Below are 26109 nucleotides of genomic sequence, written 5' to 3'. Positions count from 1 at the left end.
CGACCAGTACAGATGCTACTTCATCTGCTGTTTCGCCAGGGCGCCCAGAGTCCGCACCGCGTCTTCGATGCGGGGCGACCAGCGCTCCCCGCAGGAAATGCGGATGCAGTTCGTGTAGCGCTGCTCCAGCGAAAACAGGTGCCCCGGCGCGATACTGATTCCTTTGGCCAGCGCCCGGTCATAAAGCTCGATGGCATCCACCTTCGGCGGCATGGTCACCCACAGCAAAAAACCTCCCTGCGGCACGGACACCGTGGTTCCTGCCGGAAACCCCTCCAGGATCGCACGTCCCGCCCGTGCAACGTTCTCCTTATACGCCGCGCGCACGCTGCGCAGCCAGTGGTCATAGCCACCTTCCGCAAGAAATCCCGCCACGGCGAGCTCGGGCAGCGTGGCCGTGGCCAGCGTGTGGGTCAGCTTCGCCATGCGTACCGCATGGTAGTAACGGCCCGGCACGATCCAGCCCACGCGATACCCCGGGGCCAGTGTCTTCGAAAAGGAGCTGCAAAAAAGCACCAGCCCCGACTCATCAAAGGACTTGCAGGCTCTCGCGCGTTTCGTTCCGAATGGCAGCTCGCCAAACACATCGTCCTCGATCAGGGGAATCTCGCGCTTCCGCAAAAGAGCGACCAGCCGCTGCCGCGCTTCGTCAGGCATTGAGGCCCCCAGAGGATTGCTGAAAGACGGCACCGCGATGCAGGCATCCACCCGCTGCGTTTTCAGCACCCGCTCGAGCACATCCAGCCGCATGCCGTGCTGTGCATCGGCCGGGATCTCCAGCGCGCGCAAAGCCAGCGCCTCAAGAACGTGCAGAATGCCAAAATACGTCGGCGTCTCCACCGCCACCACATCCCCCGGCTTGGTGACAGCGCGCAGGCAGAGCATCAGCGCTTCCGTGGCTCCGCAGGTGGTGATGATCTCCGCCGGTGCGACCACCGCTCCCGCCTTCATCATGCGTTTGCTGATCTGACGCCGCAACATCTCCGAACCCGGCGGCAGATCATACATCACACCCCGCGTCCCGGCGTGGCGCGCTTTTTCGGCCAGCAGGCGGTTCAACTTCACCGTGGGCAGCATGTCTGCCCCCGGTACTGCGCCACCGAACGCGACGACGTTTCCCGCCACCACCGCGTCAAACAGACTGGCGTGGCGGTTGCCCAGGCTGCCGGACATTGGCACGCGCGGCGGCCCTGGCAGGTCCAGCCGCCCTTTTGCCGGCGCCTTCACAAAGAAGCCGGACTTATGCCGCGGCTCCACCAGCCCGCGCGACTCCAGCTCCACAAACGCCTGTACAGCCGTACTCATGCTCACCCCATGCTGATCACAGACCGCCCGCAGTGAAGGCGTCCTCTCCCCCGCCCGCAGCACTCCGTCAGCAATCAGCTTCGCCAATGTGTCGGCGACTTGTTTGTAAAGCGGCTGCTGGGTTTCGCTGGAAGAAGAGGCGGGCATGCGGGAAACTACCGCAGTTCGTCGAAATGCGTATCTCCGTGTTTTGGCATTTTGCCCGCTGCAGGTGGTGCGGGTCTCCCCCTCGAGCCCCCATCGGAATGGAGATGAATTCCCCCCGTCGTTAGAAATGGATTGGATGCCCCTTGTATGCGGGCTCCTGCCGGATAATGGCACCCCATTCATTCTCCCTGCATACGCGCCGCCCGCTCCCAAAACCTTGACTCTTTATTGAAGAAGCCAAAACCACAGCGTCCCCGCAAGCCCTCAGGAAAAAGCGGGCCGGAGGATCGTTCCGTTCCGCCAGAGGGCGACTGGCACACGACGGATGAAGACCAAATCAACCGTCGCCGGCTGCGGGCGCGCGAGGAGGCGATGAAGGTCTCAAACCTGCTGCCAGAGCGCCCCTTCTTCTCCGACTTCCGTGTGACGTCCACGAGCGGCCTGCCGTACATTGTTCAGATTCATGATGTGCGCGCACGATATTTTTCATGCACGTGCATCGACTGACGAATCAATGGGCTGGGCACATGCATGCACATTGAGTCCGTGCTCTCGCAGTTGCAAAAACGCCTTGGAAAAAGCTGGGAGCAGGCTTGTGCCGAAGGTTCGGACCTCGCCGAGATCGTGTTGCCGACCGCCCACAAGCTCTCGCACAAGAGAGCCGCCATTTGCTCCCCTGTCCGCGGCCCTGCCGCACGCATGCGGCGTCCTCGCTGTACGGCAGATGCTGCCGCTCCCCGCTGAGGCAAGCTCCATGACTTAGCGTCCCTGGATCGGCCTCTGGCCCGAGTCCGTGCGTCGAGCCCTGGAGAACCCGCCCCCTGCTGATTCATCCACGCTTAACGCGCTGTGCGCCGAATGCGAAAGGGTGATCCTTCTGGCGCGGAAAGACTTACCCGCCTCAGTGGCCGCGCCCCATTCTTCGCGAACTTTTTAATTTCTTGGCAAGAACTTTCTAGATGAATATTCCAGACAGCACTCTATAACAAACGACCATGAGCGAATCTGAGATCGAGGACTTAATCCTCGCCAAACTTGAGGCAGCGGGAGACACAGGCTTGACCAAATCCTCGCTCACAAAAATAAGCGGCTCAGCAAACAAGGTCTTCGCCAGGTTGGTTTCGGAAAGGGCTGTCATGAATCTGGGGACGAGCAAAAAGACACTGTATGTGCTGGCAAAGCACTATCGTCCACTCGAGCTGGCCTATGCCTTGCTGGAAAAGAAGGCAATGCCGGGCAAAGCGGTGCTGTTTTTGAGCAAGGAGCTGGAGCGGGGCTGTGTGGGAGCGGTGAAAAAGGCAGTGCCTGAAGCGATCAAACGTCTCATCCAGGACAAAAAGCTGATTTCCGTACAGCGTGGGAGATCGCGGTATTATCTTCACAGCGCATCAATTCGGAGCTGTCTGAATCTGAATGACGCAGAGCCCCCCACAAAAACTGCTGAAGCGGATCATCTGATTGATGAGGGAGTGATCCGGCAGGCCTACGACTCTTTGGTTCAGGAGGCGGGCTATGCCGATGTGCGCATCTCCGATTTGCAGCAACGGTCTGGAGTCCAGCTTGATACACTTAAACCATGGCTTCTGAACCAAAGCCGGGAGGGCAGGATCGCACCCACACGCGGGGACTGGTCCCTTGCTGGCGAAGATGAGAAGGCTGCGGCGATTCAAATCGACGGGCAGCCGCACGTCCGAATTCGATTTCTTTAGTTTCCGCGACCTTTTCGGCCATGTCTTTCACTCTTGCCCAGCTTCCGATCAATCCGTTTGAGGACAATATCGTCTATGAGCCGCGCGAGGCGGAACCCGCAGTCTCCGGACTAAACGACCACGCCTTGATCAACCTCGTCAACCAGTTTGCCCGGCTTGAGGCGAAGTCGCCACCGCGTTTAAAGCCTCTGCACCTGAAAGCTCAACTGGTAATCTCCGCGGAACCAGGCTACGGCAAGTCGCATCTTCTCGGGCGCTTGTTTCACAAACTCGCGGATCGTGCGACGCGCATTTATCTCCGGCCTTTTCAGGATCCTGATTCATCATGGCGCTCGGTCTTGCTCAAGATGGTGCAGGAATTGCACCGGCCGGAAAATCCGGAGCGTACCGCACAGGCGCCCGGCGAATTTACTCAGCTGGATGCCTTCGCCCACGGCGTGCTCGCGCATCTGCTCGCGGGACTCATCGAGTCAGGAGCCGCTGCATGCGATGAGCCGGAGCTCCGTGCGCGGGAGTTGCGCATGAACCCGCTGAAGGCATTTGGCCATGGCGCTTCAGATCACTATCTTGCCTCCTGGATGCGCCAGCAATTTGCCGGGGAACTGCTGCGGCCCATGTCTGATGAATTGGAGAAATCGGGAGTGGAACTGAGCGCACGGCGAGCAGCATGGCTCAAGGTGCTTTTTTGGTATGCCTATGGGAACACCATGCAGCGCGCCGCCTGCCTTGAATGGATCAAGGGCGAGGGAATGTCCGAGGATGAGGCGGAAGAGACCGGGCTGCAGCCGGCGGAAATCCCTTCGATTGAGGAAACGGCGGCGGCGCGCAACGAAGCGGCGAAGGCAAGGGTGATGGATCTCCTGGCACTCTCGGGCTTTTACCGGCCCTTCGTGCTGTGCTTTGACCAAAGTGAAATGATGACTGGCAGGCCCGAAGCCGCCGCCGAGTTCGGACGGGTTGTCGAGCAACTGGTGGCCTGCGGGCTTAATCACCTGCTGGTTGTCACAGCCAATCTCACCCCGTGGGAGAAAATCTGTCAATTCATTGAGGATGCCCATCTCGCGCGCATTACAGACCCAGGCATACAGCTTTCTGGGATCGACAGGCAGCAGGCGGAGGAGCTCGCACGGAGTCGCCTGCGTAACTGTGACGTGGCATCGGACGAGGTGGACCGGTTCGTCACCGGCACTTGGCTGGAAAAGTTCTTCCAAAGCAAGCCTACCTGCAGTGTCCGGCAATTCCTTCGCCAGTGCGCCAGTCACTTTGGCGAACTGACGGCACAAACGGGTGGGACGGCAGAGCTCAGCTTGGAGGACTGCTTTCAGCAGGCGCTGCATGATGTCCGTTCGAAGGCTGGCCGGCTCGATTTCGACGCGCAAGTTCTGCGCTGGAGCGTGAGCCGCGAATGTGCAGGCGGAGCACTAGCCGAGTTCACCGTGCAGCCACACAAGAGTCAGAAAGGATACTTTGCCTCATGCTGGAAATCACTCCACACAGCCATTTTGCTGGGTTTTGAGGACTCCTCCAACTGGAAACGATGGGAGGCGATTTTGCGCGAAGCCGACCGGCAGAAGCAGCACGCCACCAGTCAAAGCCTGTCACTGAGAGTGCTCTTCTTGCGCACACCGGAGCAGCGCAAAATCCCAGGTGACGGCTGGAAGGTTTTGCGACCACGATTCGAAGCCGAAAAGCATTGGTTCTTGGTCGAATGCATGGCCAGACAGGACTGGGAAATCGTGGTGGCGGCCTACGAGTTGTTTGCCAATTCAATGGAGGGCAACATACCCTTCTCCCGGGATGCAACGCTCGCTTTTGTGCGGACCAGGCTTCAGCCTTGGTGGAAACGCTTGTCAAAGGAGGGGGCCCCGCCTGCTCCGTCCCCTCCGCCACCAATGCGGCCTCCCGACCTGGAGGAGCGGATTCGTTCAGTGCTTTCCGCACGGTTGTTTCTTAGCCTCGACCAGCTCGTCGCAATGCTGCCTGATCCCGCGTCAGTCGAAGATGTTCTTGCTGCATGCCAGCAAATGCCCGAGGTCAGGATCTTCGCCACAACACAAGCCACCGCCCTGAAATGGACGTCCTCTCCATCACTGTCACGCAGCTAAAATTCGCCTGCCTAGACCCGGAGTGGAGGGAGAGCTGGCTCGCAGGCGAAAATCCGTCCACCAGGCACCTGACTGCACCCGGAGCCCAGCCCTCCGGAGGATCGCTCTTTCATGGCATTGTAGAGCGTTTCACTGGCTGGCTTGTCGAAGACCGGGCCGCCACCGGGGTGGCTGATGAGGTCGCGCTGTGGCAGGAACTGTACCGGCGCTTCGGGGAGCCGAAGCTTGACGCCCTCATGGCCAAAGGCCAGGTCGAGAGGGCAGTCTATTTGAGCAGCGCGCTTCAGGCGTTTTGCAGAAACATTTCAGGAATGCGCCTGTCCATGAGAAACTTTTCCGGATGGAGGGATCTCTTCCTTGGCCAGGAACATGCCGTGAAAGATGTTCCGTTCAACTTTGGAACCCGCACGGTGTTTGTTTCCGGGATTCTCGACGGCCTGCGTTTGCATCCCAAACACGGAATCCAGATTGTGGACTACAAGCTCTCCCGGGGAGCAAATTTGAAGCACGACCTCGTGCAACTGGCCATTTATGCAGGGCTTCTGGCGCGCGCCGAGCCGGGACTCGAATTCCACGCAGCGCTCGAATACTATCTGCCGGAATTGGAGGTGATCGAGGTGCCGGCAGAGGACCTGACCGGGATTTTCGACGACCTTGTGCTGCCCGTTCTCACAGAGATCGCCACGGACAGGCGGCAGCCATTGGCTGCCGCCAAGCCCCCTCCGAAGCACGAACCGAATGTTCAAGACGATGATGACACGGCTGATAAAATCACCTCCTGTTTTGGCTCTTTCGGACTGCCCGTCGTGATGACAGGACGCCAGGAGGGGCCGCAATTGGTCAGATACACCCTGCAACCAGCGAGCGGTGTGAAGGTCGTCTCACTCGCCAATCGTGCGGAGGATTTGCAGGTGGCGCTGAAGCTTGCCCAAGCGCCTCGAATCGAGCCTGCCGCCGCTGGTGTCACAGTGGACATTCCCAGGCAGAAGCCCGAAACTGTGCTCTGGCGTGATGTAATGGATCAATTCAAAGGCGGACCGCTCGCTTTTCCGGTTGGAGTTGCAGTGGATGGATCGGTCCTCACCGCCGACTTGAGTGATTCATCCATGTGTCATGCCCTGGTGGCCGGCGCTTCGGGCAGCGGCAAGAGCGAATGGCTTAAAAGCGTGGTGGCGAGCCTGATGCACCGCAGCACCCCGGAAAGCCTTCGCCTTGCATTGACTGATCCGAAGCTGCTGACTTTTACCAGCCTGGAAAAGTCGCCGCATCTGCTCCGGCCACTGATGACGGATATCCAGGCCTCGCTCGATTTTTTGGAAGACGCTGTTGCGGAGATGGATCGTCGCTACAGCATCCTGGCCAAGGAGCGCTTCAGCAACCTGCGGGAGCGCCGCGACGCCGGAAAAACCGACCTGCCATTCTGGATCATCCTTTTTGATGAATTTGCGGATTTGATCCTCGCGGGCCGTGACGAAAAAAAGCAGTTCGAATCCGCGGTTTCGCGCCTGGCCGGCAAAGGCCGCGCAGCCGGCATCCATCTCATCCTGGCCACCCAGCGTCCGGACAACAAAATTGTCACCGGACTCATCAAAGCCAATCTTCCCGTGAAGGTGTGCCTGCGGGTCACCAACGCAATAAACTCCCAGATTGTGCTGGACGAGCCGGGGGCGGAAAAATTGCTTGGCCGTGGGGACCTCCTCTGCGACCTGGGGCGGGGCGTGCAAAGAGCCCAGGGACTCTTTGTTTCATCAGATGAGCTGGAGGAGCTCGCCAGACGCGGACGCCGCAACGGACGGGATCGTTCATAAGAGCGGAAGAGCGCCTCATTTCTGCGTTGATTTGGCCGGGCTCTCCGGCAGCGCATCCGGCGCATAAGAATGCTTTTCACGCTGGCATTTTTTCAGACAGACATCTAGCCTGATAATCTGATCTCTTTTCCGAACCATGAACCCACCTGAAAACACCCCCAGCCCCTCCCGCCGCAGCTTCGTCAAACAAACCCTCGCCGCGGGACTTGGTTTCAACTTCATCCCTGCCTACCTCACCAGCGCACGTGCGGCGGACAATCCCAAGCTGCCGCCCAGCAAGCGCATCAATCTGGGATGTGTCGGTGTGGGCGGACGCGCAGGCAGCGTCATCCCCGGACTCACGGAGGGTGGCGCGGCAGTTCCCGTGGCATTCACGGACGTCGATTTCGTCACCGCGAAGACAGAGAAGAATCTGAAGGCCTTCCCCGAAGCGAAGCACTTCACCGACTTCCGCGAGATGCTCGACAAGATGGGCGGCGACATTGACGCCGTCAGCGTGGTCACCCCCGACCACACCCACTTCACCGCTGCCATTCATGCGATGGCACGCGGCAAGCACGTGTATGTGGAAAAGCCGCTCACGCACACCTTTGAAGAGGCGGAGATCCTCATGCGCGCGGAGAAGAAGTTCAACGTCGTCACCCAGATGGGCAATCAGGGCCACACCTCCGCCGGAGCGGAGCAGTTCAAGCAGATGCTCGCCGCAGGCATCGTCGATGACATCGTGAAGATCGACGCCTGGAAGTCGCCTTCTCTGTGGTTCATGAACGCAGCCGAGCGTGCGCTCGTCAAAGGCTATCCGCCCGAGGAGCCGAAGCCCGAATCTCTCAACTGGGACCTCTGGTGCGGCCCGCAGGAGATGAAGCCTTTCAGCAAGATGTACCATCCCTTCAACTGGCGCGGCTTCCACCTCTATGGCGGCGGCATGTTTGGCGACTGGGGCGCGCACATCATCGACTTCGTCCACGACCACCTCAAGCTCGGCCTGCCCACACGCATCACACCCATCGCCCTCGCCGACTACAACCAGATCGCCTATCCGCTGAGCTCCGATATTCGCTTTGAATTCCCCGCCCGTGGCGAAAAACTCCCCGCCGTGGAGCTGCACTGGAAAGCCGGCGGCGACACCAAGATCGAGATCCCGGAAAAATTCGGCGATCCCGACGCAGACGGCAAAATCGTGATCCCCAATCCCGGAGCGACAGGTTCCCTCCTCCATCGCAAGCAGGGCGACTACCTTGTGCAGCGCGGCTCCCACGACCGCCATTCCCTCGTCTATCCCCGCTCCAAGATGGTGGAGTTCAAGGACGCCATGGCCCTGCATCCGCCGAAGTACAATCACTTCCAGAGCTTCATTCAGGCCTGCATGGGCAACGGCAAAACCGAGTCCCCCTTCAGCGTCGGCGGCGCGCTCACCCAGGTGCTGAACCTCGGCACCATCGCCGAGTATCTGAACGTCGATCTTCAGTTCGATCCCGCCACCAAGCGCTTCGTCAACAACGACGCCGCCAACGCCCGCCTCTCAGGCCCGGCTCCGCGCGCCGAGTGGGCCGACTGCTACAAGCTGGCATAAAGAAGCACATCATGCCTCTGGACTGCTCTGTTGCGGTCCAGAGGCTTTTTTATGACGCAGCCCATCAATACGTGGGAAAGATGGCAGGCGTCGGGAAGCGGTCTTCGTGGCTGAATTTTCCACTGTCGAGATACTCCTCCCGAGGCAGGTGCACATCCGGCCAGTTCGCGGGACGAATGCGGATGATCCGTGTGGGCCGAATCCCTTCGGTAATCAAATCCGTCTCAAACCGGATCTGGATGCCGCTGCTGCCCAGCGGAGGCTCCCCGGGCGTCTTCGCTATGTCACGAACGGAGCCTTTCGAGGCCATTTGCGTGGGCCCTGCGGTGCCCCCTTCCGTATGCTTCAGCGTGTTCTCCACTCCATTCACCCACACCGGCCGGTCTTTCTCAAATTCGGCGTAGAGAGAGGCGTCCATGCCGCCAAACAAAGTCACCGTCACCGTCGCACGGCCAAACTTGCCATACTCGACGGCATCCACCCAGGCGGGCATCCAGCGGCTGCGAATGAACGCCTTGTGCGTCTCCGTCTGCTGATGTGCGGCTCGCTGCATCGCGGCGTCATCCAGCCAGATGTCCGAGATGTGGAAGCGGGTGAACACACCGCCCTCCGTCGGCTTCCACGTGATCCCGAGCAAGGAGCCCTGCCCTCCGAGAGATTTCTTCCCGCTGGCAGGCCAGGCTCCCTCGGCGACCAGCTCTTCTGGCGTCAGGCATTCGCGCCCGCGCCAGATGCGGGTGGCGGCATCGAAGTTCAGCGTTTCTTCATCCGCCTTGCCGTCACCACCTGACTTCGCTTCACATCTGGCCGTGATCAGGCCCGCGTTGTTCTTGAGGTCCACCTCCTTCAGTTTCCACACCTTGCCTTCGCGCAGGCAGTGGCTCGGCTCGTCCTCCAGAAGAAGCACATGATTCTCAGCAGGCGCCACACCGACGCCACGCCGGTGGTCCGCGTCTTTCTCCTTGTTGTTGACCGGCAGCACAGGAACGGCTGAGATTTTGGGATCGGGAGGCAGAAAGGCCCGGACGTGCATCACCGTCCCGAGCGGAATGTCCCGCAGATCCGCCGGAGCACCATGATAGCAGATCATGCCATAAGGTAGCATGGCAAACGGCTGCGGATCATTCCGGCGAAACACTCCGTTTCCCTGCACCCGCAGGCTGCCGCGGCGGTTCGCATGATCCACAAACACCAGTTCACCCCGGTAGGCATGCGCCTTCTCCAAAGCAGGAAACTTCCCCGCCTCAGGCCGAAACGGCTCCTCCGCTGCGGTGGTGAAGATGCCGCCCAAGACGGCGAGCAAGAGGATGACGGTCTTCATCCTCAGTACTTGGGAAAGATGGACGGTGTCGGAAAGCGATCCTCATGGCTGAAGTTGCCATCGCCCAGATATTCCTCCCGTGGCACCTGCACCTGCGGCCACGTCGTCGGGCGCACGCGCACGACTCGTGTGGGGCGAATGCCTTCGATGACGAGATCAGTCTCAAACCGGATCTGAATGCCGCTGCTGCCCAGCGGCGGCTCCCCGGATGCCTTCGTGACTTCAAGCACCGTGCCCTTTGAGGCCATGTGTGCAGGGCCGTAGCCGCCGCCTGCATGCTTCAGGGTGTTTTCGGCACCATTCATCAGCACCTGGCCGCCTTTCTGAAAATCGGCGTAAAGGCTGGGATCCATGCCCCCAAACAAGGTCGCCGTCACCGTCGCATGGCCGAACTTGCCGTACTCCACATGATCCACCCATGCGGGCATCCACCGGCTGCGGATGAAGGCCTTGTGCGTCTCGGTTTGAATCTGCGCCGCTCGCTGCATGGAGGCATCATCCAGCCAGACATCCGAGATGTGGAAGCGGGCAAACACACCATCCGGCGTAGGCTTCCAGGTAATGCCAAGCAGCGCGGCCTGACCACCCAGGGATTTCTTTCCTTCCTTGGGCCACGTTCCTTCCGCGATCAAGTCGGCGAGCATGAGGCATTCCTTCCCGCGCCAGAAACGCGTGGCCGCATCGAAGGTCAGCTTTTCCTCACTGGCTTTGCCGTCTCCCCCCTCCTTCGGTTCGAGGCTGGCGGTCATCATCCCCTCGTTGTTCTTGAGCTCCAGTTCCTTGAGCTTCCAGACCAGCCCCTCATGCTGGCAATAACTGGGTTCGTCTTCCAGGAGAAGCACATGGTTCTCGGCCGGTGCGACCCCGGTGCCGCTGTAGCCCGCGATCTTGTCCTTGTTATCGACCGGCAGCACCGGCACCGCGGAGATCTTCGGATCGGGCGGCAGGAAGGCACGCACGCGCATCACAGTGCCCAGCGGCACGTCCCGCAGATCCGCCGGCGCGCCATGATAGCGCACGATGCCATAGGGCAGCATCGCGAAAGGTTGCGGCGCATTGCGGAAATAAGTACCGCCCTCACCCTGCACCCGCACGCTGCCACGGCGGTTCGCATGGTCCACAAACACGAGCTCACCCCGGTAGGTGTGCGCCTTTTCCAAAGCAGGAAACTTCCCGGCTTCGGGGCGATACGGCTCCTCTGCGCTGACACACAAACCGAGAACCAAGAACAAAGAACCAAGAACGTTTTTCATCAGAGTGCGATCACCTGGTTGCTGTCTCCAAACGTGTCCGTCTCCACGCCCATGCGCTGGGCCATGAGGAGCAGCAGGTTGCTCATGTGCGCGTCGGTGTTCACCGGTCGGCTGCAGGTCTGATAGTGCGCGGTGGTGAGCCCGCCGTCAGCACCGAGAGCATAGCCTTGGAATGCCGCGGCCTTCAGGTTGAAGTCGAGATGGCTGCCATGCTTCAGGCCGAGATCCGAGCCACCGGCGAACACCAGCGGGAGGTTTGCATTGCCGTGGCTGTGCCCGTAGGACATGCCGCTGCCGAAGAGAGACATGGTGGAGCCGAGCAACGACTGACCATTCAGATCCTTCGTCTCCGCCAGCCGGGTGAGGAAGTAGCTGTACTGCTCGATGGCAAAGGTGTCGTAGTTGGTGAGCTTTTCCATGTAGCCCAGATCACCGCCATGATGGCTGAGCTGATGGCGCGACTCCGTGATGCCAATTTCCGGAATGGAAATCGCCTGCCCTTCCCCACCCAGGCTGAAGGTGGCCACGCGTGTCACATCTGTCTGAAACGCCAGCACCATCAGGTCATAGACCGTGCGGAAATAATCACCCGCCTTTGTGTCGGGGATGTCGCGATTGGTGCGTGTGCGATCAGCCTCTGAGATGACAGGCAGCGGTGTATCCAGCCACGCATCAGCGCGCCGCGTGCGGATTTCCGCCTCGCGCACGGAGGTGAGATATTGCTCCATGCGCCCTTTGTCCTCGTTGCCCATCTTTTTCTCCATCCGCCGCACTTCAGCGAGGTTGTCATCCAGCACGCTGCCCTTCCGGCGCAGGGCCCGCCGCTGCGCTGCGATGCCGCCCTTCGGCTCTGCAAACATGGACGCAAAGATCTCACTGCAGCGCCGCATGGCCGGCAGCCGCACCCCGTCCGCCGTCCAGGCGAGCGATTCCTGGGTGATCGCGACCTCCAGCGACGGATAGCGCGTGTGCTGCGCGGTGATCTCCGCCATCTTCTGGTCCACCGAGATCGTGTTGCGATCCGAAGGCCCCAGCTTGCCTCCCGTCAGCCAGATATTGATGCAATTGTGGTGATGGCTGAGGCTTCCCGGATGATGCAGACCACTGATCGGCGTGATGACATCGCGGTGCTTCTCCAGCGGCTTGAGCGAACGGGAAAACTGATAGTCCTTCCCCGGCTTCGTAATCTGGTAGTTGAGCGAATGCACACCGTTCGCAAGATAGATGAAAGCGCTGCGCTTCGGCGGGACAATGGCTTTCTCTGCCGCCCGCAGAGGCACCATGCATTCAAGCATCGGCAAAGAGATGAAACTGCCCAGCGCCTTGAGAGCGTGGCGGCGGTCGATCAGCCAGGATTGGGATAGGTAGTTGCTCATAAGATTTGTAGTGGGCTGTTCAACGTTTGCGCATGAGGTTGGAAAGGGCAACGGCGCGGACAATGTCTTTGACTCCGACTTGGGTCTTCTTCGCTTCCGCCGCGATGGCCTTGATGTCGTCTTCATCATCCACCGTGAGCACCCGGCGCAGGCCGTAGGTGCAGAGGTGTTCGATGAAGGCTCGCACGAACTTGTCGTGGTCCTCAATCAAGAGGTGTTTGAAATCGTTGGCATCTTTGAAGGGACGCCCATCGGGCATTTCGCCGCTGGGATTGACGAGCGGGTCTTCACCGGTTCCCGCCGCGACCTTCTCACGCGTGCGCCATTGGCCGATGGCATCGTAGTTATCCCATGCGATGCCCAGGGGATCGATCTTTGCGTGGCAGGAGGCGCAGTTCACGTTGTCGCGGTGCGCCTCCAGCTTCTCACGGAGGGTTGCCTTGGCGCTCGTCGGCGCATTGGGCTCGATCGCAGGCACATTGGCTGGCGGTGGCGGCGGGGTCTTGCCCAAAATCACCTCACTGAGCCAGACGCCACGATGTACCGGACGATGACGCGTGCCGTCCGAAGTCAGGCCGAGCGAAGCGCCCATCGTGAGCAGACCCCCGCGATGATCCTCGGGCTTGAGAGAGACGCGCTGAAAGCTGCTCTCCTTTGGCTCCGGCAGTCCATAGAAATCGCAAAGCCGCGGATTGGCCATGGTCCAGTTTGAATCGAGGAAGCCTGCCATGGGCAGGTTCTTCACCAGCATCTCGCGGAAGAACTCCACCGGCTCTTCCTGCATGCTCGTCTCCAACCACGCATCGTAGTTCGGGTAGAGCTTCTTGTCTGGCGGGAACATGCCCACGCGGTGCAGTTGCAACCACTGCCGGGAGAAATCATCGATGAAGTGGTTAATCCGGCTGTCCTTCAGCATTCGCTCCACCTCTTTCTTCAATCCCTCTTCATGCAGTGTGCCACCTTTGGCTGCGGCAACGAGAGCCTCATCCGGCATCGAGCTCCACAGAAAATATGACAGCCGCGTCGCCAACTCCCATTCATTGAGGCTTTCGCGGGCCACAGGATCGCCTTCCACCAGATAGAGGAAGTTTCGCGAGGTCAGCACACCCTGCATCGCCACGCGATAGGCATCGGCCATCTTTTCCCCCGCTTCACGCTCAGCACGGTAGGATTGCAGATACTCCGCCAACTCATCAACCTTGACCGGCCTCCGCCACGCGCGCTCAGCGAAGCGCTGCAGATGCTCCGCCACCACCTCGGGCGCCGCATCATCGGCAGGCACCAACCCCGCGCGACGGGACTTTTCCGCATCGGTTTCCAGCGGCCCCTCCCATTCGATCCAGTCCAGGAGCACCGTCGAGAAAAGGCCGTTCCCCTTGTCATCAAACATTTGTGGAGCGTTCGGGTTCAGCAGCAGCGTCTCGCTGCTATGCGTGAAGATGTACCCGCCCCGGCTGGAGAGCGCATTGCGGAAAGCCGCACCACTCCGGCGGTCCACCACATCGGTGGCCACCACGCAGAAGTCCAGCGTCGCGGGCATCTCCAGAAACACCTCAAATTCATACACCTTCGGGCTGTCCTCCGGTGCCGTGAGATCAAACTCAATGAGACCATCCACCGTTTCTTCCCCCGTCTTTTTGCCGATGCTCAGATGCGCAGGCTGGCCGCCAGGCGGACGAATTCCGCTGGCCTGAATGCGCACTTTGTACAGCCCGCTGTCCTCCGGCCCTGTCCTGCCAAACCAGTTGGACGAAAGCGCATTCTGCACCGTGCCGGGAAAGAGCAGGTAACGCAGCGGCCGCTTGATGCCAAACCGGTCCAGCGCCGACTGCTGCTCCTTCCCGCCATTGTAGCGCAGCTCCACCGCCGTCTTGCGCACTTTGCGTGCCGCGACAGACGTGGCTGGAAAAGCGCGGTCCAGCACCGTGCCCGCGGCGCGGTAAAAGCGATCCACATGCGAGGGCGAAAGCGTCAGCTCCGAGCCAATGCGCTCAAATCCGTGCCACCGCGTGTCTTCATTCAGCTCCCCCGGCTTCGTGGGATCGTAGCGCACGCCCAGCAGATCATACACCGTGTTTTGGTACTCCTTCCGGCTCAGACGATAATGCGCCACCGCCGGTCGCGCCGCCATGCGCGCCGCGCGCCCTTCCTTGAGCTTCGCATCGAGACTCCCGACAAACGCCGCGATCTCCTCCTGCGTCGGCTGCTTCTCTTTTTTCGGCGGCATCTCGCCCGAATTCACCTGCTCGATCATCTCCGCCCAATGATGCGAATCCGCACCCAGCTTAAAGTCGCGCGAGAGCTGGTCGATCCGCAGATCCCCCTTCTCCTTCTTGGGTCCATGGCAACTGATGCAGTGCTTCTCCAAAAAAGCGTCAAACGGCTCCGCGGCACGAAGACTCAGGCTGGCAATGAAAATGGCTGGAAGGCTGAAAACGAAACGCATCATGGAAGGTCAGCTTAAAACGCAGCCCAAACTGTCTGTTTGCGCGACCCACGAGTTTTCGGGGGTACCGCTCGGCGGCATCGTCCTAATGCCAGCCTCATTTGAGCCGGTGCTTGTTCATCCACCGCTTCGCACACTCACTCTGCTCGCGGGTTTCCAGGCAGCACTTCCGGCGGGCACGGATCCACTGCACAGGATCGCTGCCTGCGGGGATGAAGCCCGCCCTGGCGCACCAGGCCACGATGAACTGCCCCGTCCGCCCGCAGCCTGCGACACAGTGCACCACCACGGGTTCGCGTTTAGCTTGGTGCGCATCCATCAGCGTCATGAAGCGCTCCATCTGCTCATCCGTGGGCACGCCGTAGTCCGGCACATGGATGTGGTGGTAGGCAAACTGCGGCGGCACGTCCTTGCGGTTGTCAAACTCGCAGCAGTTCACCACCGCCCGGATGCCATGCTCATCATAAAGATCAAACACATACGGATCCGGCCACCACGAAGCCGCGATCACCCCTTCCACGATCCAGGTGAAAGGCTCGGTGCGTTCAGGCTGGCCACGTTCAGGCCAGTACCAGGGGCGGATCGGGGAGGGCATGGGGCCGACTTCTCCCATGCAAGTGGCATCCCGCAAGGACAAGCTGGCACCGATTGAAGCCGGAGGTGCCCGGCAGCAGAAACCCCTTCGGAAGAGCTTTCCGTGCCACCTGAAGGCGACTGGCGCACCACGGATGAAGACGAGATCAACCGCCGTCGGCTGCGTGCGCGCGAAGAGGCGATGAAAGTCTCAAACCTGCTGCCAGAGCGCCCTCTTTTCTCCGATTTCCGTGTCACCTCCACCAGCGGCCTGCCCTATGTCGTGCAGATCCATGATGTAAGGGCACGGTGTTTTTCGTGCGACTGCAGAGATTACCGCATCAACGGCCTCGGCACCTGCAAGCACATTGAGGCGGTGCTGTGGCAGTTGCAAAAACGTCTGGGGAAAAACTGGGATGCGGCTTGTGAAGCGGGATCGGATCGCGCTGAAATCGTGCTGTCCTCCACGCGGGAGACTTTTCTACTGCTCGGTGCACGCAAACGCCTCCCTGTGGCCATGCGGCATTTGTTTCTCAAGCACGGCACGCTTTCTCCCGAGTGGACACCCGAGGACGCCCATGAATTGCTCTCCACCACTTCGGGCAGCGCGGTGCGCATTTCCAACTTCATTCCCCGGTGGCTGGAGCGCCGCCGATCAGCCAGGGAGCGCATCACTCTGCGGCGGGACTATGAGCAGGCCATCGTGAACGGGGCGGAGCCGCCGCAGGTCACTCTCATGCCGCTGTATCCCTATCAGCGCGATGGGATGCTTCACCTCGCTTTCAAAGGGCGTGCCTTGCTGGCAGATGAGATGGGTCTCGGCAAGACCATCCAAGCCATCTCCGCCTGCGCCCTGCTGCACCGTCTGGGAAAGGCCCGCCGCGTGCTGGTGGTCACCCCTGCCTCATTGAAGACCGAGTGGGAGGAGCAGATCCGCAAGTTCACGACACTCGACTTCCAGATCATTTACGGCGGCCGCACGCAGCGCAACAAGCACTACCATCACAGCGCGCCCTTTTTTACCCTCATGAATTACGAGCAGGTGCGCTCCGACGTGCTCGACATCAACGAGCGCCTTGCCCCGGACATCGTGGTGCTCGATGAGGCGCAGCGAATCAAAAACTGGGCCTCCGGCACGGCACGCAGCATCAAGCTTCTGAATGCGCCTTACGCTTTTGTTCTCACCGGCACTCCGTTGGAGAACCGCATCGATGAACTCTACTCCCTCGTGGATTTTCTCGATCCCGAAGTGTTCAGCTCCCTCTTCCAGTTCAACCGCCAGTTTTACGATCTGGACGAAAAGGGCGCCCCAAGGGCTATCGCAATCTGCGCGAACTGCACGAGCGCGTACGCCCGCTGATGCTGCGCCGCCGCAAGGACGAAGTCGAGGATGAGCTGCCCGGCCGCACGGACGAGAACCGCTTTGTGCCGATGACCGAGGAGCAGGCCGCCGCGTACGAAAATCCGCGCTCGGAAGTCGCCCAGCTCGCCTCCATCGCCAAGCGCCGGCCTTTGCGCAAGCAGGAGCATGACCGCCTCATGATGAACCTGGCCAAGATGAGGATGATCTGCGACAGCGTCCATATTCTCGACCCTGAAATGCGTGCGTGCCCGAAGCTCGATGAGCTACGCAGCATCCTCGAAGACTGCCTGGCCGAGCGTGGGGTGAAAGTCATCATCTTCTCGGAATGGGTGCGCATGCTGGATCTGGTGCGCGGCCTGCTCGGCGAGATGAAAATATCCCACGCCGTCCATACCGGACAGATCAGCCAGAAGCGCCGCCGCGCGGAGATTCTCGCCTTCAAGCAGGATCCCGAATGCCGTGTGCTCCTCTGCACCGAAAGCGGCGGCACGGGCCTGAACCTGCAGAATGCCAGTGTGGTGATCAACTGCGACCTGCCCTGGAACCCGGCGAAGCTGGAGCAGCGCATCGCGCGTGCCTGGAGAAAGCACCAGACCCGGCCCGTGACCGTCATCAATCTCGTCACGGAAAACTCCATCGAACATGGCATGCTGGAAACGCTGGCCATGAAGAAAGGGCTCTCAGACGGTGTGCTCGATCTGCGTGGCAACGTCGATACCGTCAGCCTCAAAGGTGGCGGGCAGTCCTTCATGAACCGCCTCCAGGTGATCCTCTCCACAGAGCCGGATACAAAACAGCCACCCTCGCCGCCTCTGCCTGCGGATCGTCCGCAGGCTCTCGCCCACGAGAGCATGCGCCTGCTCGGCACCCACCTCATCTCCTGCGAAGAACGTTTTGCCGCGCAGGAGCCTGGCAGCACCATCACCATCATTGTTGATCACGATGCCGCCCAGTGGCGTCCGAGACTGGAGGCGCTGCATCAAAAACTCTTCGCCGATCAGGCCGCTGATGAACCCACCCGCCTCCTCGTTTTGGATCGCGCGACCGTCGATGCACTGGAAGCGATGCAGGCCGCAGGCCTCGTCCAGCGCAGCGAACGAGCCAGCCGTCCTCTCGACGGCATCATGGCAGGCCCCACCACCACCAATGCGAACGCCGGTCTCTCCGACCTGCAAAAGCAGCAAATTGCCGATCTCCTTCCCAAGCTGGAACACCGCCACAAAGTCGCCAAGGCCCTCTTGGCAGCCGAATTGTACGAAGACGTCCTTTCGCCCCTGTCCGCCGCTCTGCTTCAGGCATGCAGCATTCTCGCCGTGAAGCAAAGGCTACCGCTCCCCACGGAAGAAGCTGCCACGATCCTGCGTCCCTGGTTTGAACTCTGGCCCGCAGCCGTGCGTCAAGTCATGACCAGCCAGTCAGCCGCGGATCCTGCCGCGCTTAGCGACCTCTACGCCGAATGCGAACGCGTGATTCTTTTGGCGCGGATGGATTGCCGAGTGTAAGCCACTTCGCCCGCCGCGAGGACGGAAGCACCGGCCGGTCGATCATTCGAAATACGTATCACCCTATTTTGCCATTTTGCTTTTTTCACGCTCAAAGTGAACCAGGAATCATTCAGAGCTTTCATTCTCAACAAGAAAGGAATAATTCTCGCCCCTCAAACGCTCGGCGAGCACCTTCGCAACCGGAGGCTTGCCTTGAACTTGCGTCAGGAAGACGTGGCAAGCCAGCTCGGCAACTTGCGAGAGGTTTACGACCGCTGGGAACGTGATGAGCGGCAGCCTGTCGTGTCGGAATGGCCTGGTATCCTTTCATTCCTTGGCTACTACCCATTCAGTCTTGAAACCGCTGCCGATCTTGTCCTCAAAACCCGCCGGTACCAAGGCATGGATCAGAAGCATCTCGCAAATTTGCTTGGGGTCATCCACCAGCGTTTACGAAGATGGGAGCATGGTGCAGAGATTCCAGATGAGGGCATCCTCCTTCGCCTTGCACGAATGGCCCGATTACCCGGCGCATCCCTTGACCAAATCCCCTGCTCAGGATCGTTGTTGAGGTGTTGAAAAAAGCCCCTGTCATCTGAAGGGGCAATGTGCCAGATTCCTTTTTCAACATGGCCCATCTTTCCAGTTCCGTTGGCGTCCTCCCACCTTCCCGATTCATCGCCTTCTTCGATGAATGCGGTGACCACTCGCTGACGAAGATCGACCCGGACTTCCCTCTTTTCGTGCTCGCTATGGTGGTGGTCGAGAGAGAGGCCTATCAGGACGAGATCTTGCCTAAAATGAACGCCTTCAAGCTCCGCTATTGGAATCATGAGGGTATCAACCTCCACAGTCGTGATATTCGTTTGGCACAGGGGCCGTTTTCGATTTTGCTCAATGCCCAAGTGCGCACACGGTTCATAACCGAGATTTCGGAATTGATGGAAACCTTGCCATTCACTTTGTTTGTGACTGCCATCCGGAAATCGGCCCATGTAGACAGGCACGGTACCGAAGCCACCAATCCATACGATCTGGCGCTGGAGTTTACCATGGAGAACCTGCTCCATTTCATGGAGTCTCATGGCGAAACCCACCTGCCAGTTGTAGCAGAAGCAAGAGGTCGCAATGAAGACAATTCTTTGGAGCAAGTGTTTTACCGCATCCTCTCACGTGGAACCGAAAACGTTCCCGGAGAGCGATTCCGCCGGCTTGACTGCCCGTTGGCCTTCCAGTCGAAAAAGAACAACATCGTTGGAGTGCAACTTGCGGATCTCTGCGCCTACCCATGCGCCAGACACATTCTCAACTCACTCAAGCCGAATCGTGCTTTTGAGGTGGTGAAGAACCATTTTTACTCGTCCAATTCCGCAAATGGCTGGAAGGTTTTCCCCAGTCTGTAAAATCAAATGGGCGCTTCCGGCTTTCGCCAGAGAGCGCCCACCGACCGAGCATTCTCAGTCCTGTTCACATAATATCTGCCTCAGCAGAAATTGCAACCTCCCAGTGCGACACGGACGAGACTGACCCGAACAAAAAGCTCAACCTCGCCAATGCCCGTTACTCAGACATCGCCAGCCTCCGTCAAGATTGAGCTGTTTCGATCTTTGTTTCGGGGCCGCACCGAGGTCTATCCGCGACGTTTTGAGAGTCGCAAGACCGGAAAGTCAGGATACCAGCCTGTCTGTGGAAACGAATGGGTGCGCGGTGTTTGTGAGAAACCACGCATCAAGTGCAGTGAGTGCCCCCACCAGCGATGGCTCCCGGTCACTGACGATGTGATTCGATGGCATCTCTCGGGCATGGATGACCACGGCCAACCATTTGTCATGGGTGTGTATCCTATGCTGCTTGATGAGAAGTGCTGGTTTTTGGCGGCAGATTTTGATGGGGAGGATTGGGCTGTGGATGCAAGTGCGTTCCTGGAAACCTGCCGAAGGCTCAAAGTTTCTGCGGCCTTGGAGCGCTCACGTTCAGGCAACGGCGGGCACGTTTGGGTATTTTTCGCCAATGCGGTTCCAGCAGTGCTTGCGCGAAAGTTGGGGGCGCATGTGCTGACCGAGACGATGGAAGGCAGGCCGGAGATGGGATTTCGTTCGTATGATCGATTTTTTCCGAATCAGGACACCCTCCCAAAGGGGGGCTTCGGCAATCTGATTGCCTTGCCTCTGCAAAAGGGCGCACGTGAACATGGGAACAGCTTGTTCATTGATGAGTCTTTTTCTCCCCACGCCGATCAATGGGCCTTTTTGAACGGAATTGAGCGGCTTCCGGCATCGCGACTCGATCAATTGGTTCGCTCGGCTGAAGGTCGAGGAAGGGTGATCAATGTGCGTTTTGCAGCACCTGAGGAAGAGCCTGACACAGCGCCATGGATGCTTTCTCCCTCCCGCCGCAATGATCAGATTCCGCAAGGCCCCATGCCTGCCAAACTAGAACTGGTCTTGGCCGACCAAATCTATCTTCCAAAACAAGAACTGTCTCCGTCATTGCGAAACGCCTTGCTCAGACTCGCGGCGTTTCAAAATCCGGAATTTTACAAAGCCCAGGCCATGCGTCTCCCCACCTATGACAAGCCGCGGATCATCGCCTGCGCAGAGGAGCACGCTGAACACGTCGGATTACCACGCGGGTGCCTGGAGGAAGTACTTGTGTTGTTGAATGCGCTTAAAGTTGAAGTCAGCCTGCGTGACGAACGCTTCATAGGCCATCCAATAGACGTGAAGTTCAACGGGAAACTGCGGAATGACCAGCAAAGAGCAGGCACCGCCCTGCTTCGGCACGATACAGGAGTACTCTCGGCGACAACTGCATTCGGAAAGACTGTCATTGCGGCATGGCTTATTGCTCAGCGAGGGAAAAACACCATAGTATTGGTGCATCGCTCTCAGTTGCTGGAACAATGGGTGGAACGACTCTCTCATTTCCTCGGCTTGCCCTCGAAGGAGATCGGCCGCTGGGGAGGTGGAAAAAAGAAACTCACAGGCCTCGTTGATGTGGCGTTGATGCAGAGCCTCGTTCGCAAGGGAGCGGTCAATGACCTCATAGCCGATTATGGCCATGTGATCGTCGATGAATGTCATCATCTGTCCGCCCAGAGCTTTGAATTGATCGCTCGGCGGGCAAAAGCCAAATTTGTCACAGGGCTCTCAGCCACTGTCACGCGCAAGGATGGCCATCACCCCATCATTTTCATGCAATGCGGCCCGATCCGACATCGGGTAGATGCACAACAACAGGCCGCTGAACGCCCCTTTGCTCATGAGGTGCTGGTTCGTCCTACAGGATTTTTGCCCCAGGGTGAGCCGGATGGCGATCCGAGAAAGGAGTTTCAACGTCTGTGCGATGCGGTGGCAAAAAACGACACACGTAATCGCATCATCTGTGAGGAAATCTTGCGAGTAGTCAAAGCAGGCCGCAATCCGCTTGTTCTGACGGAAAGAACCGAGCATCTGGAAAAGCTTGTCGATGAACTGCGCCCCGAAATCCCACATGTGATCGTGCTGCAAGGCGGCATGGGAAAGAAGGCTCTTCGTGCTACTTTGGATCAGCTTAACTCTATCTCTCCTGACGAAGGACGTGTCGTGGTCGCGACCGGACGGTTTGTGGGTGAAGGGTTTGATGACCCGCGTCTGGATACTTTGTTTCTCACCATGCCCGTCTCATGGCGAGGAACCATCGCACAGTATGTCGGCCGTCTTCACCGCCTCTACGAAGGGAAACGCGTAGTCCAAGTCTATGACTATGCCGATCTTGATATTCCAATGCTGGCCCGCATGTTTGACCGCCGTTGCGCAGGCTACGAAGCCGTCGGCTACAGCATTTTGCTGCCCGCCAGCGCCTTGCCGGGCTGGCCTGCTGAGGTACCTCTGCCTGTTGATGCACAATGGAAGCAGGACTATTCTGCCAGCGTGCGCCGCTTAATCCGCGACGGCGTCGATCAACCTCTTGCGCTGCTTTTCGTCCATGCTGCGCGCCCTGCTTCTGCAGACGCCCAGGGTGTCGAACGAGCTCGCAGCGCAAGCGAAGCATTCTTCTACCGACGGCTCGAATCACTGGGATCGACCAAAGGTTTGTTCAAACTCAATGGCTCATTACCCATCCCGTTTGACGACGGCAGCCAGATGGAAGTCGATTTTCTCTGTCTCAACCTGCGTTTGGTGATCGAGATTGATGGCATGCAGCACCTCTCCACCCCAGAATCATGGCGTCGGGATCGGCGAAAAGACGCGCTGCTTCAATTTCACGGCTTTTTCATCCTTCGCTTCTTTGCCGATGATCTAAGCAAACGCCTGGACGAAATTCTCGACATGGTTCTCCGCTCGCTTGAGCATCTGCGGAGTGGCAGAGACGTGTAATCCGGCTTTCACAAGCACCTCCACCGCGTCGCCAAATTGGCAAAAGATTGAGCCAGCAGATCGGCCACTACAAATCACTGAAAAAGAACGATTCACCAACTATTCGAAAAACGTATCACCCTATTTTGCCATTTTGCTTTTTCACAATTCGGGCCTCACGAACCGCTCTCCGGTTCAGAAAGCTCACACGGAAAGGATTCATTCTGAATCCAGAAAGCCTCGGACAGCATCTCAAATCGAAGCGCTTGTTGCTAAACCTCACTCAGGAACAAGTCGCCAAGCAATTGGGGACAGTTCGGGAGCAGTATGAACGTTGGGAACGCGACGAGGTCAGCCCGGCTGTTTCATTCTGGCCCCGCTTGATTCGCTTTCTTGGTTACTACCCTGGCCCGGAGGTCAGCTTTGCAGATTGGGTGTTGAAGGCACGTCGGATGTGGGGTCTAAGCCAGTATGGGCTTGGCAGAAGAATCAATGCCATTGCCAGCGCTGTCCGACTATGGGAGCATGATGGCAAGATCGAGCCGCCTCTGGCTGTGTTAAAGAAGATCAAAATATTAGCCGACAACGGGATCGACATCGCAAAGTCGCATCAGCCGACTGGGTTGCCAGATGGCGCTGTGGGTAACCATGAGGAGCATGCAGTGGCGAATGGTTTCAGGACTCACGATCAATCCCAAGGCTCAACCCGGCTGCTTGCCATCACTGCGGTTTGAGAACATGAGGCGTGTGACATCGAGCAAGCAGTCGCACTCCTTACCGAAGTCTTGTTCCATCCCTCCTAACAATCGCGTTTTGAGGACACGGAACGGTTGTGATCTGCCCCCGGAGCTTGAGCCAGTTTCTATGAGAGTCTGGCAGCGGTTTGCGGCTTGGTTTGGGTGTTGGGTTTAGTTGGGGGAGATTGTGTTGCCTTTCGGTTGACGGAGCGTAGCGTAGTCAGCCGAAAGGCAACACTGCGCGAACTCTGCCGGGGTTTGATAATCCAGCGACGAGTGCAGTCGCTGTTCATTGTAGGTGCGACGATACTCGCTGCCCAGCACTTTTGCTTCGGCCAGCCTGGCGAAGACCTCGCGGTTGAGCAGTTCGTCGCGCAGAAGGCTGTTGAAGCTCTCGCTGTAGGCGTTCTGCCACGGGCTGCCTGGCTCGATGTAGAGGGTTTCGAAGCCTTGGCTTGCGATCCTTGCACGCACCGCCTTGGCAATGAACTCCGGCCCGTTGTCGCTGCTGATATACACAGGTGCTCCGCGTTGTGCCACGGCTGCCGCCAGCACGCACACCATATCTTTGGCCTCCATCCGTCGCTCGACTTCCAGCGCCAAACTTTCGCGGGTGAACTCGTCACAGATGGGCAGCCATTTGAGCCGCCTGCCGTCCTCGGTCTGGTCGAACACAAAGTCGTAGCTCCACACTTCATTCATGGGCGTGGCACTTCGTCGTTGCGTGCTGTTGTCGCCGTGGCCCAGCCTGCGGCGCTTGTGCTGGCGCTGCGGCACTCACCCAAAACTGCCCCTGGCGTTTGGTCTCAAATCTATGGGCGTTGCTGATGATGACGGAATTGTTTATTCTGCGAATGGAACGAAGGTGCTGCGCCTCCTGAATAGGAAATCGACGTGGCATCCATAAAGAAGGCGGTCTCCCCTGTATTTACCTTGCCAAAATTTGTGGTTTCAAATAGAACGGAAAATTATTGGCTAATTTATAATTTTATTCTTAATAAGAGAACCAAGATTATGCTCCACCAAATACGTGAACCGAGTTCGATTATAGCATTTGGGGTTCAATTATTGGCGCTGACCTGCCTATCATCAGCAGCGGACATTACGCCATTCGATGTGCTGTCCACTTCCCGTGTTACGTATAACGGCGATTCCACGGATCGCAGAACCAGTGGCCAGAATGCGTCCGCAAAAACCAAATCCAGTGCCGAGGATAAATTGATCATTTTCCCTTCCTATCCTGGGGAACCTGCAAAGAAAGTTGATTATCCGGCAGTTGGATTCTTGGCACGGGACAATCATCTTCCAGAGTGCAGCTGCTTTTCGCCGGACTGCGGTAACGAGTCTGCAGACGAGCGAACTATTGTCATTGTGGTGAAGCGCAGCGGGAAAAGCGATGACGTGAACTTTCATGCCACAAGTGATTCCATCGCCGCGCTCCGTCGGCTGTCATGGACTCGTTTTAGGGCCGTGCAAGCCGAGTTCTTGCAGTGGTTATTTAAAAAAAGTGCACCGCCAATCTGCCGGATATTCAAACCCGCCGCATGCCGGTTCAATCAATCACCAGGGCCGAATGGAGAGCCGGTTTATCAGGATAAATTGGAGTGCTTTTGGAAGAAGTGTCTCGACACGGCGCATTTCGATGACTATGCAAAGGCGAAGCTGCCGCCCATCTCGGGCCGGCCGCCCCGCAGCCTGGGAAGTTCCGCTGGCGAGAGAATGGGGGCTCTCTTGTTGCGACCCGGGATGCGCCTTCGGGTCGCGTGGGGCAGCACGGCCGATTACAATGCCGGCACATTCGGAACGATCAATCGTCAGACGCAGGGGGGCACGACGCTGATTCCAGTTCTGCAAAGGAACGGACGTGTCGTCGTCGGTCCGCAATCCGATTGGGATTTCAACTCGGTGCCACCCAACCAAGGGAAACTGAGCGGTGCAAATTTGGAAAAATTTCTCCCCTTTGGTAAGGACACTCCGTTTACCAAAAAGGTCATGGCAGTCGATAACGAGTTTGACCTCCATCAAAGACCCGTTCCCCCGTCCGGCTCACCCAATCTCTTCCTCCTCATCCCCCAAGAATATACCAAAGCGGATCAATCAGCGAGCTTTGATGGAGGAACGAGCGTCCCATTCATCAGCGATGCCCGTGATGACCAATCGATGGATGTGAAAGACTCCGTTTTCACGGGATTGTCACGCCGATTTATCATCTGGATGTCAACGGAAGACAATCCGCGCAAAATCATCCCCAAGTTCACGGAAGATGAGATCAAAAAATGGTATCCCGCCTATGTGTTCGGCAATCAATCCTGGGTCTCGGCCGAAATTCCGGTGGATGCCCGAACCAATGCCTTCGATTGGCATCCCGTCGGAACCAGTTGGAGCGACATCTTGCAAGCCTATCATCCGGAAGCATCAGGCGGGGGCATCGGCGAACTGCAATGCCCCCTCATCACGATCAAACGGGTCGAGAACCAAAAGGCAGGACATACTCCATCTTATCGCTTTTGGGATATGGAGCTGTCTACACTGGAAAGCGTGGAATGCCATTCGGGAGATTCATTTAGATAAA

Annotated in this window: 19 protein-coding genes; 12 read left to right on the top strand and 7 right to left on the bottom strand. The window is 58.5% G+C overall.

Going from position 1 to position 26109, the window contains the following annotated elements:
* Positions 1-15: 15 nt before the first annotated feature.
* A complete protein-coding gene (locus ACILSQ_RS21065; RefSeq protein ID WP_395745634.1) occupies positions 16-1452 on the bottom strand; it encodes a PLP-dependent aminotransferase family protein in 1437 nt (478 codons plus the stop codon).
* Between the two features lie 228 nt (positions 1453-1680).
* Between ACILSQ_RS21065 and ACILSQ_RS21060 the strand changes: the two genes are divergently transcribed.
* The 5 genes from ACILSQ_RS21060 (at position 1681) to ACILSQ_RS21040 (ending at position 8647) form a co-directional block, all read left to right on the top strand.
* Positions 1681-1959, top strand: coding sequence for a hypothetical protein (locus tag ACILSQ_RS21060; RefSeq protein WP_395745633.1), 279 nt, complete (start codon positions 1681-1683; stop codon positions 1957-1959).
* Positions 1960-2447: 488 nt separating this feature from the next.
* Positions 2448-3161 carry a hypothetical protein gene (locus ACILSQ_RS21055; protein ID WP_395745632.1) on the top strand — a complete coding sequence of 238 codons (714 nt, stop codon included), beginning with the start codon at positions 2448-2450 and terminating at the stop codon, positions 3159-3161.
* A 20-nt stretch (positions 3162-3181) separates the two neighbouring features.
* On the top strand, positions 3182-5266 hold the full coding sequence (locus ACILSQ_RS21050) for a hypothetical protein (protein WP_395745631.1): 2085 nt from the start codon (positions 3182-3184) through the stop codon (positions 5264-5266).
* Entirely contained in the window at positions 5233-7074 is a 1842-nt protein-coding gene (locus tag ACILSQ_RS21045) for a DNA translocase FtsK (protein ID WP_395745630.1), read from the top strand. Before ACILSQ_RS21050 ends, ACILSQ_RS21045 begins: the two co-directional genes overlap by 34 nt.
* A 136-nt stretch (positions 7075-7210) precedes the next feature.
* A complete protein-coding gene (locus ACILSQ_RS21040) occupies positions 7211-8647 on the top strand; it encodes a Gfo/Idh/MocA family oxidoreductase (RefSeq protein WP_395745629.1) in 1437 nt (478 codons plus the stop codon).
* 64 nt (positions 8648-8711) lie between these two features.
* Here ACILSQ_RS21040 and ACILSQ_RS21035 read toward each other — a convergent pair whose 3' ends face one another.
* The 5 genes from ACILSQ_RS21035 to ACILSQ_RS21015 all read right to left on the bottom strand — a co-directional run bounded on the left by ACILSQ_RS21035 (position 8712) and on the right by ACILSQ_RS21015 (position 15638).
* Complete coding sequence (locus ACILSQ_RS21035; protein WP_395745628.1) at positions 8712-9968, bottom strand: hypothetical protein; 1257 nt, start codon at positions 9966-9968, stop codon at positions 8712-8714.
* Between the two features lie 2 nt (positions 9969-9970).
* Complete coding sequence (locus ACILSQ_RS21030; protein WP_395745627.1) at positions 9971-11221, bottom strand: hypothetical protein; 1251 nt, start codon at positions 11219-11221, stop codon at positions 9971-9973.
* A complete protein-coding gene (locus ACILSQ_RS21025) occupies positions 11221-12597 on the bottom strand; it encodes a DUF1552 domain-containing protein (RefSeq protein WP_395745626.1) in 1377 nt (458 codons plus the stop codon). The genes ACILSQ_RS21030 and ACILSQ_RS21025 overlap by 1 nt, the downstream gene beginning before the upstream one ends.
* A 19-nt stretch (positions 12598-12616) precedes the next feature.
* Positions 12617-15046, bottom strand: a complete 2430-nt coding sequence (locus ACILSQ_RS21020; protein ID WP_395745625.1) for a DUF1592 domain-containing protein — start codon at positions 15044-15046, stop codon at positions 12617-12619.
* Between the two features lie 94 nt (positions 15047-15140).
* Entirely contained in the window at positions 15141-15638 is a 498-nt protein-coding gene (locus tag ACILSQ_RS21015) for a protein-tyrosine phosphatase family protein (protein WP_395745624.1), read from the bottom strand.
* Between the two features lie 102 nt (positions 15639-15740).
* On the opposite strand from ACILSQ_RS21015, the gene ACILSQ_RS21010 reads away from it, so the two are divergent.
* The 6 genes from ACILSQ_RS21010 to ACILSQ_RS20985 all read left to right on the top strand — a co-directional run bounded on the left by ACILSQ_RS21010 (position 15741) and on the right by ACILSQ_RS20985 (position 23534).
* Entirely contained in the window at positions 15741-16976 is a 1236-nt protein-coding gene (locus ACILSQ_RS21010; RefSeq protein WP_395745623.1) for a DEAD/DEAH box helicase, read from the top strand.
* On the top strand, positions 16976-18481 hold the full coding sequence (locus ACILSQ_RS21005; RefSeq protein WP_395745622.1) for a DEAD/DEAH box helicase: 1506 nt from the start codon (positions 16976-16978) through the stop codon (positions 18479-18481). The genes ACILSQ_RS21010 and ACILSQ_RS21005 overlap by 1 nt, the downstream gene beginning before the upstream one ends.
* Positions 18482-18577: 96 nt before the next feature.
* Positions 18578-19042: a helix-turn-helix transcriptional regulator gene (locus tag ACILSQ_RS21000; RefSeq protein ID WP_395745621.1), complete on the top strand. Its 465-nt coding sequence runs from the start codon at positions 18578-18580 to the stop codon at positions 19040-19042.
* Between the two features lie 50 nt (positions 19043-19092).
* Complete coding sequence (locus ACILSQ_RS20995) at positions 19093-19866, top strand: DUF3800 domain-containing protein (protein ID WP_395745620.1); 774 nt, start codon at positions 19093-19095, stop codon at positions 19864-19866.
* Between the two features lie 150 nt (positions 19867-20016).
* Positions 20017-22821, top strand: a complete 2805-nt coding sequence (locus tag ACILSQ_RS20990; protein WP_395745619.1) for a TOTE conflict system archaeo-eukaryotic primase domain-containing protein — start codon at positions 20017-20019, stop codon at positions 22819-22821.
* 47 nt (positions 22822-22868) lie between these two features.
* The gene (locus ACILSQ_RS20985) at positions 22869-23534 is read left to right on the top strand and encodes a helix-turn-helix domain-containing protein (RefSeq protein WP_395745618.1); all 666 of its coding nucleotides are present in this window, start codon (positions 22869-22871) and stop codon (positions 23532-23534) included.
* Between the two features lie 174 nt (positions 23535-23708).
* Here ACILSQ_RS20985 and ACILSQ_RS20980 read toward each other — a convergent pair whose 3' ends face one another.
* Entirely contained in the window at positions 23709-24314 is a 606-nt protein-coding gene (locus tag ACILSQ_RS20980) for an IS3 family transposase (protein WP_395745617.1), read from the bottom strand.
* A 117-nt stretch (positions 24315-24431) separates the two neighbouring features.
* Here ACILSQ_RS20980 and ACILSQ_RS20975 point away from each other — a divergent pair, with 117 nt between their 5' ends.
* Positions 24432-26108, top strand: coding sequence for a hypothetical protein (locus ACILSQ_RS20975; protein ID WP_395745616.1), 1677 nt, complete (start codon positions 24432-24434; stop codon positions 26106-26108).
* The last annotated feature ends 1 nt before the right edge of the window (position 26109 follow it).

The sequence above is a fragment of the Prosthecobacter sp. genome, assembly GCF_044227185.1.
Classification (GTDB): domain Bacteria; phylum Verrucomicrobiota; class Verrucomicrobiia; order Verrucomicrobiales; family Verrucomicrobiaceae; genus Prosthecobacter.
This window is presented reverse-complemented; position numbering and strand designations above follow the sequence as displayed.